Consider the following 15,345-nt stretch of genomic DNA (forward strand, 5'->3'; position numbering starts at 1 on the left):
TGTTTTATAGAAAATATTGCCAGACAACGACACGGTTATTCATAAAAATATGCACAAACTCGAATTTAAATTAAAACACGGCAATCCTTATCCGCCAGGTTGCACTGTCACTGAGGGCGGGGTTAATTTTTCCATTTTCAGCCGTCATGCCACAGCGGTAGAGTTATTGCTGTTTACCGCTTCAGACAGTACCGAGCCTTCCCATATCATTACGCTGAGCAAAGAGAAAAACCGCACTTTTTTTTCTTGGCATGTTTTTGTTAAAGATTTGCCGGTCGGTACTTGGTACTGCTGGCGGCTGGATGGCCCTTACGATCCCGTCCATTCCGGCTTGCGCTTTGATAAAGACAAGCATTTGCTTGACCCTTGGGCGCGGGCAGTCAGCCATAAACGTTGGCAGCGTGCCATCGCCTGTAGGCCAGGCGATAATAGCCAAACCGCCATGCGGGGAGCTGTGGTAGACCTACGTTATGACTGGGAAGGCGATACGCCGCTACGCATCAGCAGTGAAAAAGCCATTGTTTATGAGCTGCATGTGGGTGGGTATACCCGCGACACCACAGCCAAAGTCAAACATCCCGGCACGTTTGCGGGTTTGATTGAAAAAATCCCCTATTTGCAAGCATTGGGTATCAGCCATGTCGAGCTGTTGCCGGTGATGGCCTTTGATGAGCAAGACGTGCCGCAGCATACTGCCGAATTGGGGTTGAAAAATTATTGGGGTTACAGTACGCACAGCTTTTTTAGCCCGCATCCGGGCTTTTGCGTCACACCGGAGCAAGGCACCCATATCCAAGAATTCCGCGACTTGGTTAAGGCCTTACATAAGGCGGGCATGGGTGTCATCCTTGACGTGGTGTTCAACCATACCTCCGAAGCGGGTACGCGCGGGCCGATGATTAATTTCAAGGGCATTTCAGGGGATATTTTCTATCATCTCGACCCTTTTGATAAGAGTATTTTCCATGATTATACGGGTTGCGGCAATACCGTCAACGCCAACCATCCTTTAGTATCGCGTTTTATCATCAGTTGTCTGGAATATTGGGTGCGGGAAATGCATGTTGACGGTTTCCGCTTTGACCTTGCCAGTGCTTTGGCGCGGGGTGAGGGCGGTGAAGTCCTGCATAACCCGCCTGTGCTCTGGGGGATAGAGCTGTCCGAACAATTGGCAAGAACTAAATTGATTGCCGAAGCTTGGGATGCCGCCGGATTATATCAGGTCGGCAGTTTTCCCGGCTATCGCTGGGGGGAATGGAATGGGCGTTACCGTGACAGTGTGCGCCGCTTTCTGCGCGGCGATAAAGGGATTGTCAATGAAGTGGCGACCCGTCTGTGCGGCAGTAGCGACCTCTATGAGCCGCATGGCCGTATGCCGATCAGCAGCATTAACTTTATCACTTGCCATGATGGCTTTACCTTATATGATCTGTTCAGTTACAACCAAAAACATAACGAAGCGAACGGCGAGAACAATCAGGACGGCTGCAATAATAGCCTGAGCTACAATTGTGGTGTCGAAGGCGACACGGATAATCCGGCGATTATGGCATTACGGCGGCAACAGGCCAAAAATGCGTTGGCGATCTTATTGCTGAGCCAAGGTGTGCCGATGTTATTGGCCGGAGATGAATTTCTCAACACCCAGAACGGCAATAATAACGGCTACTGCCAAGATAATGGCTTGTCTTGGTTAAACTGGGATTTGGCCAAAAAAAATGCCGATATTGTGCGCTTTGTCCAACAGATGATCGCTTTGCGCAAGCGTCATCCCAGCATTATGCGCCGCCATTTTTTGACCGGCAAGCCCAGCGGCGAACGCTTGTTGCCGGATATTATCTGGCATTGGCAAAATGGCGATGATGTGCCGTGTTGGGATGACCCACACGCGCAGCTATTGCGTTATACGCTCATAGGGCGTGAAATCCATGAGGCTCATGAAGCGGATTTGCATATTGTCATGAATATGGCGGACACCGCCGTCACCATTAATTTACCCGTTTTTGAAGGCAGGATCTGGTATTTGGCGGTCAATACCTCGCTGGCATCGCCGGGCGATATTGTCCTGCCTAACAAACAGAAACGCGCCGGTAAATCCGGCTACCAAGTGGCGGGACGCAGTGTGGTGGTATTTGAAGGCCGTTAAGGTTTAAGCTGCTCGCGGCGCAATAACTCGGCCTTGCGGGCAACACCCCAACGGTAGCCGGAGTTGTTGCCGTTTTTATGGATGATGCGGTGGCAGGGTATGGCGACCGCCAATTTATTGGCGGCGCAAGCCCCCGCTACCGCCCGCACGGCTTTAGGGGCGCCGATAGCTTCGGCCAGTTGGGAATAGCTCAGCGTTGTGCCGGGCGCAATGGCGCGTAAGGCTTGCCAAACCTGTTGCTGAAACGCCGTGCCCTGAATGTCTAAAGGTAAGCTACACGGCAACTGGGGGGCTTCGATAAGTGCCAGCACTTGCGCTGCCCTCTCTATTGAATGATGGTTAGGAATGAGTAAAGCCTTGGGGAACAGGTTTTGCAGATAGGCGCTTAAGGCCTGTTCGTCATCATCCAAGGCAATGGCGCATATCCCATTAGCCGTTTCGGCTACTAAAACATAGCCTAAAGAACAAGGGCTAATAACAAAGCGGATGCTGTTTTTCATAAGCGTTATCAGCCAGGGATATGCGAGAGCATCTTTTTAAATGCCAAGGCCGCTTCGTGGAAGGCTTCCGAGCGGGTCGGGTGGGCATGTATAGTCCGCGCCAAATCCTCGCTGCTGGCCGAAAACTCCATGGCCAGCACCGCTTCGGCAATGAGCTCTGAGGCTTTCGGGCCAATGATGTGAACCCCTAATAAAGCATCGCTTTCGGCATGGGCGATGATTTTCACCAGCCCCTCGGTACGGCCTGACGCTTGGGCGCGGGAGGTGGCGCTAAAAGGGAAAATGCCGATTTTAATCGGTTCCCCTAAAGCGCGTAACACTTGTTCGGTCTGTCCTACCCAGGCAATTTCAGGATCGGTATAAATGACGCTGGGCAAGGTGTCGTAATGGATGGCAGTGTGTTTGCCGGCGATTTGTTCGGCGACAAACACACCTTCTTCTATACCTTTATGCGCCAGCATCGGCCCTAACACGGTTAAGTCGCCAATCGCAAAAACCCCAGGCAAATTGGTGCGGCAATTTTCATCGACATGCACATAGCCATTTTCATCCAGTAACAGACTGGCTTCGGGGGCGGCTAGGTTTTCGGTGTTCGGTTTGCGGCCAGACGCGACAATCAGCCTGTCCACTTTGAGGCTGTGGTTGCCTTCTTGATCCTGATACTCGACTTGGACTTTTTTGCCGACTTTTTTCGCCGCCGTCACCCGTGCCCCTAAACGCAAATCCAAACCTTGCTGTGTGTAAATGCGGTAGGCTTCGCGGGAAATCTGTTGGTCGGGTAAGGATAAGAAACTTTCTTGGGCTTCCAATAAGACCGTATGGGCCCCTAAACGGCCCCATATCGCCGCCAGTTCCAAACCTATCACACCTGCGCCGATGATCGCCAATTTTTTCGGCAAAGTGGTCATATTTAAGGCCGCAAAAGAGTCGATAATAAATTCATTATCGACTTTGGCATAAGGTAAGGGGATAGGCGATGAGCCGGTCGCCAAAATAATATGCTTACCTTCCAGGCGGTAAGGCTCGGAGCCGTCTATCGGTGTGAGATGCAGTTGCCTAGGCTTGATTAATTTGGCGGTGGCATGGAAGCTGTCAATTTTATGCAGCTTAAACAAGTCGGTGATTTTATGGCCCAGCGCATCAATAATGCTGTCTTTGCGTTGGATCATGGCGGCAATATCAAGGCTGATATTATCGGCATGGATTCCGTGTTTTTTTAGGTCATGGTTGAGCGCATGGTAGAGCCGCGCCGACTCCAGTAAGGTGATCGACGCGACGCAGCCGGAGTTCAGATGGGCGCCGCCCAAAATACGCTGCCCCTGTTTATTACGCCAATTATCAACACAAGCAGTCCGCAAACCGAGTTGGGCGCAACGGATGGCACTGGAGTAGCCCGCAGGGCCAGCACCGACGACGATGACATCATAAATAGGGGGTATGGTTGACATAGGCTTAAATGTTTAGGAGTAGGTGGGCAGGAGCTTCCAAGCATTCTTTAATCGTGACTAAAAACTGTACCGCTTCGCGGCCATCTACCAAGCGATGGTCGTAAGACAAAGCTAAATACATAATTGGCCTGATAACGATTTGGCCGTTTTCAACCACCGCACGCTCTTTAATGGCGTGCATACCTAAAATCGCGCATTGCGGCGGATTGAGGATAGGCGTGGAGAGCATGGAACCAAATACGCCGCCATTGGTGATGGTGAACGTGCCGCCTTTCAGGTCGTCATAGGTTAAGGTGCCGGCACGGGCTTTTTCGCCGTAATCGACGATACATTTTTCAATGCCGGCAAAATCCAGTTGGTCGGCATCATGCAGCACAGGCACAATCAGGCCGCGCGGGGTGCTGACGGCAATGCCTAAGTCATAGTAGCCGTGGTATATGATGTCGTTACCGTCGATGGAGGCATTAATGGCCGGAAATTTTTTCAACGCTTCAATAGAGGCTTTGACGAAAAAGGACATAAAGCCCAATTTGACTTTATGTTTATCTTCGAAACGGCCTTTATATTGGTTACGCAAATCAATGACGTTTTGCATATTGACTTCATTGAAGGTAGTCAACATGGCGGCGTTTTGTTGCGCTTGCAATAACCTTTCGGCGACTTTCGCGCGTAACCGGGTCATAGCGACGCGCTGCTCAGGCCGCAGATTAGACGGCGGTGGTGTCGTTACGGTGGCGGCGACAGGCGGCGCACTGACCGGTGCGGCAGGTGCAGGCGCAATGCTGGGTGCAACTGGGGCGGGTGGTGGGGTGGCCGCCGCTGGCGTTTGTTTTTGCAAATGTTCCAAAACATCGGTTTTGGTCAAGCGGCCGCTTTTTCCTGTGCCGGTGATTTGTGCAGGGTCTAAGGTGTTTTCGCTAATCAGACGGCGTACCGAAGGGCTTAACGGAATCGCTCCGGCTTTGGCTTCGTCGGTTTGCGCAGAGGCGGGGGCGGTATCGGCAGGGGCAACTGCGCCGATGCTAATCCGCGCCAGCAATTCGCCGCTGGTTACAATAGCTCCGTCATGTTGCAAGATTTCGCTGAGGATGCCGGCTTCGGGGGCGGTGACCTCCAAGGTGATTTTGTCCGTTTCCAGATCAACCAGATTGTCATTTTTATTGACGGCATCGCCAGCTTTTTTATGCCACGAGATTAAAGTGGCATCGGCTACGGATTCGGGTAAATTGGGGACTAGGACTTCAATGCTCATGTTATTTTCCTGAAGAAGCGCCATAAAGTGCTGACTGCACAACGGCTTTTTGTTGTTCGATATGTACATGAAAGCTACCGACAGCAGGCGATGCGGAAGGTTCGCGGCCAGCGTAGGTGACTTTAATAGAGGCGGGTAGGTTGTCGATAAAATGGTGGCTGGAATTATACCAAGCCCCTTGGTTTTTCGGCTCTTCCTGGCACCAGACCAGTTCTTTTAAGTGCGGGTATTTAGCAATTTCCGCTTTAAACAACGTTAATGGGAACGGATACAACTGCTCAATCCTGGCAATGGCGACATGCTTGAGGTCGGCTTCGCGCCGGGCTTCCAATAAGTCGTAATACACTTTGCCGCCGCACAACACCAAGCGGGTGACTTTTTTCGGGGCGAGCGCGTCCTGTTCGCCAATAATGGCTTGGAATTCGCCGGAAGTCAGATCCTCCAGGGTCGATATTGCCAATTTATGGCGCAACAAGCTTTTAGGGCTCATGACGATCAGCGGCTTCCGGTAAGGCCGCAATACTTGCCGCCGTAACAGATGGAAGATTTGTGCGGGTGTGGTCGGAGTGCAAACCTGCATATTATGTTCGGCACACAACTGCAAATAGCGCTCCAGACGTGCCGAGGAATGTTCCGGGCCTTGGCCTTCAAAACCATGCGGCAGCAACATCACCAAGCCACACAGCCGCCCCCATTTGGTTTCGCCGGAACTGATGAACTGGTCGATCAGCACTTGGGCACCATTGGCGAAGTCGCCAAATTGCGCTTCCCAAATCACCAATGTGTTCGGTGTGGTGGTGCTATAGCCGTATTCAAAACCCAAGACCCCCGCTTCCGATAACAGCGAGTCAAAGATTTGTGCGCGGCCTTGGGCTTCATCCAAATGTTTTAGGGGTGTGTGGGTTTTATTATTGATTTGGTTATGCAGTACGGCATGGCGATGGACAAACGTACCACGCCCGACATCTTGTCCGGTCAGGCGGATATTGTGCTTTTCCATTAACAGCGTCGCATAGGCCAGATTTTCGGCAAACCCCCAATCCAAAGGCATAGCCCCCGCCGCCATTTTACGGCGGTTTTCCATAACCTTGGCGACCCTCGGATGCAATTCAAAACCGGCGGGCAGGCGTTGCATCCGGTCGTTACAAAAGCGCAGGCGATCTAAGGATATGGCAGTTTGGCAAGGAATGTCCCATTGCTTGTTGATAAACTGGTTCCATTGTGTCGAATACGAATAACTGCGGCTGTCCAAAACCGGACGCGACACGATTTTCCCCGCTTCCAGCAAGTTTTGATAGGCTTGCGCCATGTCTTTAACACGGTCGGGCGTGACAATGCCTTCGGCAATAAGCCGCTCGGCATACAGCTTACGGGTAGTCTTGTGCTTACGGATTTTTTTGTACATCAACGGTTGGGTTGCCGCCGGTTCGTCGGCTTCGTTATGGCCCAAACGGCGGTAACAAATCAGATCAATCACCACATCCTTATTAAAGGTCATGCGGAAATCCACCGCCAACTGGGTCACAAACAGCACCGCTTCGGGGTCGTCGCCATTAACATGAAACACCGGAGCTTGGATCATCCGCGCAACATCGGTACAGTAGGGCGTAGAACGGGCATCCAAAGGGTTGCTGGTGGTAAAGCCAATTTGGTTGTTGATGACGATATGGATAGTGCCGCCCGTCGAAAAGGCGCGGGTTTGCGACATATTGAGCGTTTCCATGACAATACCTTGACCGGCAAACGCCGCGTCGCCATGTATCAGCACCGGAATCACCGTACTCTGTCCCTCTTTACCCGCACGGTCTTGGCGGGCTTTTACCGAGCCTTCCACCACCGGATTGATAATTTCCAGGTGTGAAGGGTTAAATGCCAAAGCCAAATGCACCGGCCCGCCCGGGGTTTCAATGTTCGACGAAAAGCCCATGTGGTATTTGACATCCCCTGAGCGCATCCCTGGCACTAGGGTGAAATGTCCGGCAAATTCTTCAAACAGGCTGGCCGGGCTTTTGCCCAAAATATTCACCAAGACGTTCAGACGCCCACGGTGGGCCATGCCGATAACGATTTCTTTCACGCCTTTTTCGCCGGAACGTTGGATGAGTTCATCCAGTACCGGAATCAAGGATTCGCCGCCTTCTAATGAAAAGCGTTTTTGGCCGACAAATTTGTTTTGTAAATGGCTTTCGATACCTTCCGCTGCTGTCAATAATTTCAGTATCCAGCATTTCTTGTCCTGATCCAGCGTGCCGTAAGATTTGGCGCTTTCCAGGCGGTTAATGAACCAGCGGCGGATATTGGTATCGTCTATGTGCATGTACTCGGAGCCGATACTGCCACAATAAATGCTGCGCAGGTGTGCCAAAATATCGCGTAAAGGCAGTTTATTGATCCCGTACAAAGCCCCCGTATCGAATAAGGTGTCCATATCCGGTTCCGACAGGCCGTAATAGGACGGCTCCATATCCAAAGGCGGCGGAGCCGTTTTGCCTAAAGGGTTATTGCTGGCAATCTGATGGCCACGGACACGGTAATGGTTAATCAGCCGTGCCACCGCCGATTGTTTTTTGACGCTTTCTTCGGTAAAGCCTTGGATTTGCGCCAAACGGTTTGGTGATTTGATCGCCAGCTTGGCAAAACGCTCGACAATCGGGCTATGGGCGGTCTCAAAATCGGTATTAGGGTGTAGGGTCTTAAAATGTTGTTGCCAGCTAGGGTCAATAGATTCTGGGTTTTCCAGAAAACGTTCGTACAAATCCTCAATAAAGGTGGCATTGCTGCCATACAAGGAAGATGAATCTTGAAAAAGTTTAAGTAATGTACTCATTAGGGGGAATCCGGTGTATTCAGGACGGGGTTTGCGCGATAGAAAGGCGTAATCAAAGCAGTGGACACTGGCGTTGTTAAAAATATCCGTTATTTTAACAGGAAAGGCGAATATGCCGAATTTATTAGCAGGTACTGACTGAAGATAATCGGCCACCAGATGATAATAGCGGCCTGATTTTTGAAAATAACGGTGACAATAGGTGCTAGAGTCCTATTTGCTTGGCTTTTATCGCGTCAAGGCAAATATTGCAGGACGGGCTACCGTCCCGCAACTGGGTTTTTATGTCTAGCTTTGGCGTTAAGGGACAGTTCTAGGAGAGGAAGTTGGGTGCTGTAACGATAATCTGTAATTTTGAGCAATGCTTGAAATGCTTTCATTAACTTAATGGCAGTGAGGCAGCAAACGCCAGTGAGAGGCTGCACAGACTGCGCTTGGATACGGGCTGCTATCTGCGCCAGGCCTTCAAGCCATTCTTGATGGGCTTTAAGCATTGGATTGGGCTTGATCGCAGCGAGGGTCTGCGCGGGGTTGCCAATTGGGGTTTCTTGAGCCAGTATGCGTACCCGCCCGCCCGGCAGATTTTCAAACAGCCAAGCATGATGGACATCCAGACAGTTTGCCGCCGTACCGTCGTCTACCCAACCGTGCCAAGCGACCCGCGCCGCTTCGTCGTTAACGGGTGGTTGGTATTCGGTAACGTACGCCTCTACCGAAAAGTTAAAGGTGGTAAACGGAAATGGGCGCTCAGGTGTAGCTGTGGCTCTGAGCTGTTATGGAAATATACTTCAAACGGCCAAGTTTTCGGTTTTTTTGGTAGGGTACGCTGTGCGTACCTTTAAAAAATCCTCATAAAAATCAGTGCAAAAGGTACGCACAGCGTACCCTACGGTGAATTGTAAAAGCCGAAAACTTGGCCGTTCACAGTATAAATGTCGGACACGTTGCTGTACGACGTGTCGTTAAATGCCGCCTACACCGCAACGGCGCTCAAGTCGCTGACGATGAGTTCATTAGAGACGTAGTTGTCAGTCATGCCGGGCAGGTAGGCCTCAGGCCAGATGATGTCGTCCATAATTTTGTTTGCACAACGCGCCGCGCTATCGTTCAGTACAGAATCTGATTGCCTCAATCCGATAAAACGCATAAGTATCCATAACGCCATTAACCGTTTTGGCGGTTTCGTGGGAAAATTCTGCGCCAATTTTTTCCATGGCTTTTCGTGAACGGATGTTGTTGACACCAACGTGAAACCACACAGTGTTTGCCCAACGGAAGGCATGTTCCAGCATAAGCCGTTTCAATTCCCGATTGGTCTGCCCACCCCAATGGCTTCTGGCCAGGAAGGTGAATCCGATCGCCACTTCCTGACGCTCAGCATCCCATTCATAAAACCGGGATGAGCCAATGATGTCTCCTGATAGCTTGTCAAGCACCACCAAAGCCCCTGGGGAAGCGATGGCACCGGCAAAAAAACCGCTCCCAAACACCTCCCGTTGATAACGCAGGGGTTGCGGGTGCTGTTCCCAAATGAGCGGGTCAGCCGCTACTGCGTATAACTGCCCGAAATCCTCAGGATACAGCGGCCTGAGCACAATGGAGCCGCCTACAATGGAAGGCTTGAAATCAAAATTACTTGGTTTTTTCATTGTCTTGCTTTTGCAAAAAACGCTTGTTGTTAAGGTGCCATCAGACCCGCATACTGATGGCGATACGGTTCAGGGCATTCATATTGGCAATGGCGATAGTCAGGTCGGAAATTTGCGCATCCGTAAAAAACGCTTTTAACTGGGCAAACGCCGCATCACTGCCGCCGTCTACCGTGATGGCGGTCAACGATTCGGCCCAGGCGAGGGCGGCGCGTTCCGGTTCGGAATAACAGGCACTCACTTTCCAACCCGCGAGCATGTCAATACGGGCATTCGTTTCGCCAGCTTCGCGCAAGGCTTTGGCGTGCAGGTTGAGGCAATACCCGCACCCGTTTATTTGGGATACCCGCAGGTAAACCAATTCCAGCAAGGCTTTTTCCAGCCCCGATTTTTCAACCGCGTTTAGGCATTCGCGTAACGCCGTTATCGCGGGTAATGATAGGTCGAAGTATTTAAGGCGGATGTTTTTCATCAGTTGAACCCGTTAATTTTGGTAGTTGTAATTTTCTAACGCCTACAATGGATGCTGTGCGTCGGCAGGGCAGGTACGCCCAAAGGGCATAAATACCCAAGGGCATAAAGACAGGACGACCCTAAGACAAAACCGAATTTGTTTTTTAAACCGCAGAATATGGCTGGGTAACCGCAGATATTAAGAACACAGCCCGCGCTACTGGTGTTGGGGCAGAAGGCATAGCTATGGTGGGATATGACCTAATTGCCGTATCAGAAAGAGAAAAACACATATAAATAACCGACACTAACGCCGATGCCGATAGCCGCCATTTTTATTTTGTTCAGCAAGCTGAGGCTTTGCCAGTACAAGCTAAAGCGGTTTTTTTGCCCTAAATAATAAGCCACCAGTTTATTGTAAAGCCATCGCAACCAACGGGGGATTAATAAGGCCAAGCGATACAGCGCGAAACAGACAACTGCCATGATGATATAGAAAACAATAATCTGGGTATCGTGCAACTCGGTTTCAAACAGCAGCTCGATAACGGTATCCAGGCTAATTTCTACCCATTCAAAGACAATATGACCCAGTTCGACGATTAATTCTAATACGACATGGCCTGCTTCGGTGACTAATTCGAATACTAAATGCGGCAACAAAAAAATAATAAGAATGCCGATCGTAGCCAGTCCCCTGAAAATTTTTCGATAATCCAGCGAGTTCATTGTTTGTCCGATAGTAAAAAGGGCATTCATTTTATGTCAGGCTATGAGTATAAAGGATATGCCCTAGCCTGTACATGTTACGGTCTTGGGTTTATTTTACCCAATCGCGGGCATTTCTGAACAAGCGCATCCACGCGCCGTATTCTTGCCAGCCGTCAGGATACCAAGAGTTTTGCAAGGTTCTAAAGCAGCGCTCAGGATGCGGCATCATAATGGTAAAACGCCCGTCGGTGGTGGTCAACCCGGTAATGCCTAAGGGTGAGCCGTTGGGGTTGGCAGGGAAGGCGGTGGTTTTAGTGCCGTAATTGTCGACATAGCATAAGGCGACCGTTTGTGCGTCCAAGGCGGCTTGCGGGCCGTCGGCAAACACGGCGCGGCCTTCGCCATGGGCGACGACGACAGGCATCCGGGAACCGGCCATATCGGCAAACAACACCGAAGGCGAGGCCTGCACTTCCACCATCGCCACCCGTGCCTCAAATTGCTCGGAGTTATTGCGGACAAAGCGCGGCCATAGCTCGGTACCAGGAATAATGGTTTTTAAGCCGGAGAGCATTTGGCAACCATTGCACACCCCTAAGCCGAAGGTATCAGGACGGTTAAAGAACGCGCTAAACTCCTCACGCGCGCGGGCGTTGAATAAGATGGATTTTGCCCAGCCGCCACCAGCGCCCAGCACGTCGCCGTAAGAAAAGCCGCCGCACGCGGCAAGGCCGATAAAGTCGCTTAAGCTGACGCGGCCATGGATAATGTCGCTGATATGCACGTCAATGCTGGTAAAACCTGCCCGGTCAAAAGCCGCCGCCATTTCTACATGGCCGTTGACACCTTGCTCGCGCAGGATGGCAATTTTTGGCTTGCTTAAGGCCAGATACGGGGCGCTGATGTCGGTGTTGACGGCAAAACTTAACGCGGCCTGTAAGCCGGGGTCGTTATCATCGGCAATGCGCTCAAATTGCGCTAAAGCGCAGTCGGGGTTATCGCGCAAGGCCTGCATCCGGTAGCTGACTTGCGACCATTGGCTTTGCAGTTCGGCACGGCTGGCACTGTATAGCAATTCGCCAGCTTTATAGATGCTCAGGCTTTGGCCGCTGACGGTTTGCCCGATGGTATGGAGGCAATCGGCCAAACCGGCATCGGTCAGGATTTTTAGCACTTGGGCGCAATTTTCCTTGCGCACTTGCAATACCGCGCCTAGCTCTTCGTTAAACAAAGCGGCGAGCAGGTCATTGCCCAAACTGTTCATATTTAGCGCCACGCCTTGCCGCCCCGCAAACAGCATTTCTGCGACCGTAGCCAGTAAGCCGCCGTCGGAGCGGTCATGGTAAGCCAACAGCAAGCCATTATGGTTGAGGTTTTGGATGGCTTCAAAGAAGCCTTTTAACAGTGCTGTTTGGTCGACATCGGGACAATCGTTGCCTAATTGCGCGTAAACTTGCGCCAATACCGAGCCGCCCAGACGGTTTCTGCCCGCGCCTAAATCCACCAGCAGCAAGACGCTATCGGCAATCGGGCGCAGTTGTGGGGTCAGTGTTTTGCTGATGTCCAAAACGGGCGCGAAGGCGGTGATAATTAAGGACAAGGGGGCAGTCATGGTTTTCCCCCCCGCCGCATCCTGCCAGACGGTTTTCATGGACAAAGAGTCTTTGCCGACCGGAATGGCAATACCTAAAGCAGGGCACAGTTCCATGCCCACGGCTTGCACGGTGTCGAACAGGGCGGCATCTTCGCCAGGGAAGCCTGCCGCCGCCATCCAGTTAGCCGACAATTTAATGCTTTTTAAGGAGTCGACCCGTGCCGCCGCCAAGTTGGTGATGGCTTCGCCGATAGCCATGCGTCCAGATGCGGGGGCGTTAATGATTGCTAGCGGCGTACGTTCGCCCATTGCCATTGCTTCGCCCGTCAGGGCATAAAAGCCGGACGCGGTGACGGCGACATCGGCGACAGGCACTTGCCAAGGCCCGACCATTTGGTCACGCGCCACCAACCCTGTCACCGAGCGGTCGCCGATGTGGATCAAAAAGCTTTTGTCGGCCACCGCCGGAAACGCCAAAACCCGTTGCACCGCTTCTGCCAGCACAATGCCGCTGGTATCGAGTGCGGGTAAGTTGGCAGTGCGGTGTTCGGCGTGGCGGTGCATTTTCGGCGGCTTGCCGAATAACACCGACATGGGGATGTCCACAGGCTTAGTGCCCAGCAACTGGTCATTCAGGGTCAGATGCTCAGTTTCGGTAGCTTCGCCGATGACCGCAAACAAGCAATGCTCACGCTCACAAAATGCCGTGAATAAGTCCAACGCGTCCGGTTTGATGGCGACCACATAGCGTTCCTGGGCTTCGTTGCACCAGATTTGCATGGGCGACATGCCTAAATCGGCATTATGGACGTTGCGCAGTTCAAAGCGTCCGCCCCGGTTACAATCATGGATGATTTCCGGCACGGCATTGGACAAGCCGCCCGCGCCAATATCATGGATGGAGATAATAGGGGTCGCCTCGCCGAGGGCATTGCAATGGTTGATGACTTCTTGGCAACGGCGTTCCATCTCAGGGTTTTCGCGTTGCACGGAAGCAAAATCCAAGGCTTCGGAACTGCTGCCGGAGGCTTGTGATGAAGCCGCGCCGCCGCCTAAGCCAATCAACATGGCGGGGCCTCCGAGGATAATAATTAACGATCCGGCAGGGATAGGCTGTTTTTCGATCAGCATCGGGCGGATATTGCCCATGCCGCCCGCAATCATAATCGGTTTGTGGTAGCCCCTAAATGCGTTGCCGCTATCGGCAACGGGCTGCTCAAAGCTACGGAAATACCCGGCAATATTAGGCCGTCCGAATTCGTTATTAAAGGCCGCACCGCCCAAAGGGCCTTCCAACATAATGTCCAAGGCGGAGGCGATACGCTCCGGTTTGCCATTGTCATGTTCCCAAGGTTGCAAAAAGCCGGGGATTTTTAAATGCGATACGGAAAAACCTGTCAGCCCGGCTTTGGTTGCTGAACCACGTCCGGTCGCGCCCTCATCACGGATTTCGCCGCCTGATCCGGTCGCCGCACCGGGGAACGGGGAAATGGCGGTGGGGTGGTTGTGGGTTTCCACCTTCATCAACAGGTGCGCGTCTTCTTCGGTGTAGCTGTATTCGCCCGTGTGCGGGTTACGGATAAAGACCCGTGCCTTAGAGCCGGTCACAACGGCGGCATTGTCGCTGTAGGCCGATAAAATATTCTCAGGATGCTGTTCGGCGGTATTGCGGATCATGCTGAATAAAGACCGCGCCTGCCCGACCCCGTCAATCGTCCAATCGGCATTAAAAATTTTATGGCGGCAATGTTCGGAGTTGGCTTGGGCAAACATCATCAGCTCGACATCGGTAGGATTTCTGCCCAGCTCTTGGAAGCTGGTGGCCAAATAGCCGATTTCGTCGGCGGATAAAGCCAAACCTAAGTCCGTATTCGCCTTGTCTAGGGCATCTCGGCCTTGTTCCAGCAGGTTGACGGTTTGCAAGGGCAGGGGTTGGTGCTGTTGGAACAGCCCGGTATCCGTGTCGGCCAACACCACACTTTGGGTCATACGGTCATGAAGCAGGGCGGCGACACTAGGCGGCACCGCGACCGGGCAGGAAAGGGTGTATTCAATGCCCCGTTCGATACGGCGGATAGAGGCTAGCCCGCAGCGCTGGGCGATTTCGGTGGCTTTGCTCGACCAAGGCGATTGGGTGCCTGAACGTGGGATAACTAAGAGCCGTTCGCCTTCCGCATCAGCATTCGCCCAATCCGGCCCATAAGCCAGTAAGCTTGCCAGAATGTCTTGGTCAGATGTGGCCAAATCGCCATCGTTATCGACAAAATGGATAAAACGGGCGTTTACGTCGGTAATGGCAGGCTCTAAAGCTTGCAGCTTTGATAATAGTTGCTTAATACGAAAGCTTGAAAGGGCGGTGGTTCCAGGGATTTTTAACATGGGGCAAGATACTGGGTAAAATAGAGAGGGTAGGGGTGGCCTCACTGCGATTAAGTTAAGGGTTTATTCTTTATATTTCAATAACGTAGAAATTATGATCGTAGTAAGTTAATCCGTTCGTGGTGAGCTTGTCGAATCATGGACGGATTAACCGCCCACCCTTCGACGACCAACGGAAGTCCCTGTGGGACAAGTTCCCCCACAAGGGGGGTCTGGGGACAGGCGAACGGCTAATCCTACTTGGCTTTATACGACCATATAACATTCTGATTAATAATACTTAATCCTTAACTTAATGGCAGTGAGGGGTGGCCTGCGTCCAACAGGCCACTAAGCCGGAACAGGCCTGTTCCGGCCAGGTTTTTCGGGGCAATTTGTCCGGCAGG

At 52.0% G+C, this 15,345-nt stretch carries 10 protein-coding genes; 1 reads left to right on the plus strand and 9 read right to left on the minus strand.

All coding sequences use genetic code 11. The annotated features are described in order from the left end of the window. Positions 1–49: 49 nt before the first annotated feature. Positions 50–2,146 (plus strand): glycogen debranching protein GlgX, encoded by a 2,097-nt coding sequence (gene glgX, locus CEK71_RS03200; RefSeq protein ID WP_088618032.1) that lies wholly within the window; start codon positions 50–52, stop codon positions 2,144–2,146. On the opposite strand, the gene CEK71_RS03205 is transcribed toward glgX, so the two are convergent. The 9 genes from CEK71_RS03205 to purL all read right to left on the minus strand — a co-directional run bounded on the left by CEK71_RS03205 (position 2,143) and on the right by purL (position 14,959). After that, positions 2,143–2,646, minus strand: coding sequence for a methylated-DNA--[protein]-cysteine S-methyltransferase (locus tag CEK71_RS03205; protein ID WP_088618033.1), 504 nt, complete (start codon positions 2,644–2,646; stop codon positions 2,143–2,145). The genes glgX and CEK71_RS03205 overlap by 4 nt on opposite strands. Before the next feature lie 8 nt (positions 2,647–2,654). Further along, on the minus strand, positions 2,655–4,094 hold the full coding sequence (gene lpdA, locus CEK71_RS03210; RefSeq protein ID WP_088618034.1) for a dihydrolipoyl dehydrogenase: 1,440 nt from the start codon (positions 4,092–4,094) through the stop codon (positions 2,655–2,657). A gap of 4 nt (positions 4,095–4,098) precedes the next feature. After that, positions 4,099–5,346, minus strand: coding sequence for a 2-oxoglutarate dehydrogenase complex dihydrolipoyllysine-residue succinyltransferase (odhB, locus tag CEK71_RS03215; protein ID WP_088618035.1), 1,248 nt, complete (start codon positions 5,344–5,346; stop codon positions 4,099–4,101). A gap of 1 nt (position 5,347) precedes the next feature. Further along, the gene (locus tag CEK71_RS03220; RefSeq protein WP_088618036.1) at positions 5,348–8,173 is read right to left on the minus strand and encodes a 2-oxoglutarate dehydrogenase E1 component; all 2,826 of its coding nucleotides are present in this window, start codon (positions 8,171–8,173) and stop codon (positions 5,348–5,350) included. Positions 8,174–9,146: 973 nt separating this feature from the next. Further along, on the minus strand, positions 9,147–9,305 hold the full coding sequence (locus CEK71_RS23080; protein WP_198328444.1) for a hypothetical protein: 159 nt from the start codon (positions 9,303–9,305) through the stop codon (positions 9,147–9,149). Continuing rightward, complete coding sequence (locus tag CEK71_RS03235) at positions 9,274–9,822, minus strand: GNAT family N-acetyltransferase (RefSeq protein ID WP_088618037.1); 549 nt, start codon at positions 9,820–9,822, stop codon at positions 9,274–9,276. The genes CEK71_RS23080 and CEK71_RS03235 overlap by 32 nt, the downstream gene beginning before the upstream one ends. Positions 9,823–9,862: 40 nt before the next feature. After that, complete coding sequence (locus CEK71_RS03240; protein ID WP_088618038.1) at positions 9,863–10,294, minus strand: carboxymuconolactone decarboxylase family protein; 432 nt, start codon at positions 10,292–10,294, stop codon at positions 9,863–9,865. A gap of 254 nt (positions 10,295–10,548) precedes the next feature. Further along, positions 10,549–11,004 (minus strand): hypothetical protein, encoded by a 456-nt coding sequence (locus CEK71_RS03245; protein WP_103975318.1) that lies wholly within the window; start codon positions 11,002–11,004, stop codon positions 10,549–10,551. Between the two features lie 91 nt (positions 11,005–11,095). Next, complete coding sequence (purL, locus tag CEK71_RS03250; protein WP_088618040.1) at positions 11,096–14,959, minus strand: phosphoribosylformylglycinamidine synthase; 3,864 nt, start codon at positions 14,957–14,959, stop codon at positions 11,096–11,098. Between the last annotated feature and the right edge of the window lie 386 nt (positions 14,960–15,345).

It is taken from the genome of Methylovulum psychrotolerans (assembly GCF_002209385.1).
Taxonomy (GTDB): Bacteria; Pseudomonadota; Gammaproteobacteria; order Methylococcales; family Methylomonadaceae; genus Methylovulum; species Methylovulum psychrotolerans.

Coding starts and splice junctions, on each gene's coding strand:
- CEK71_RS03220 (WP_088618036.1), bottom strand. CDS start 8,173: ATGAGTACATTACTTAAACTTTTTCAAGATTCATCTTCCTTGTATGGC.
- CEK71_RS03205 (WP_088618033.1), bottom strand. CDS start 2,646: ATGAAAAACAGCATCCGCTTTGTTATTAGCCCTTGTTCTTTAGGCTAT.
- CEK71_RS03245 (WP_103975318.1), bottom strand. CDS start 11,004: ATGAACTCGCTGGATTATCGAAAAATTTTCAGGGGACTGGCTACGATC.
- CEK71_RS03235 (WP_088618037.1), bottom strand. CDS start 9,822: ATGAAAAAACCAAGTAATTTTGATTTCAAGCCTTCCATTGTAGGCGGC.
- odhB (WP_088618035.1), bottom strand. CDS start 5,346: ATGAGCATTGAAGTCCTAGTCCCCAATTTACCCGAATCCGTAGCCGAT.
- lpdA (WP_088618034.1), bottom strand. CDS start 4,094: ATGTCAACCATACCCCCTATTTATGATGTCATCGTCGTCGGTGCTGGC.
- glgX (WP_088618032.1), top strand. CDS start 50: ATGCACAAACTCGAATTTAAATTAAAACACGGCAATCCTTATCCGCCA.
- CEK71_RS03240 (WP_088618038.1), bottom strand. CDS start 10,294: ATGAAAAACATCCGCCTTAAATACTTCGACCTATCATTACCCGCGATA.
- purL (WP_088618040.1), bottom strand. CDS start 14,959: ATGTTAAAAATCCCTGGAACCACCGCCCTTTCAAGCTTTCGTATTAAG.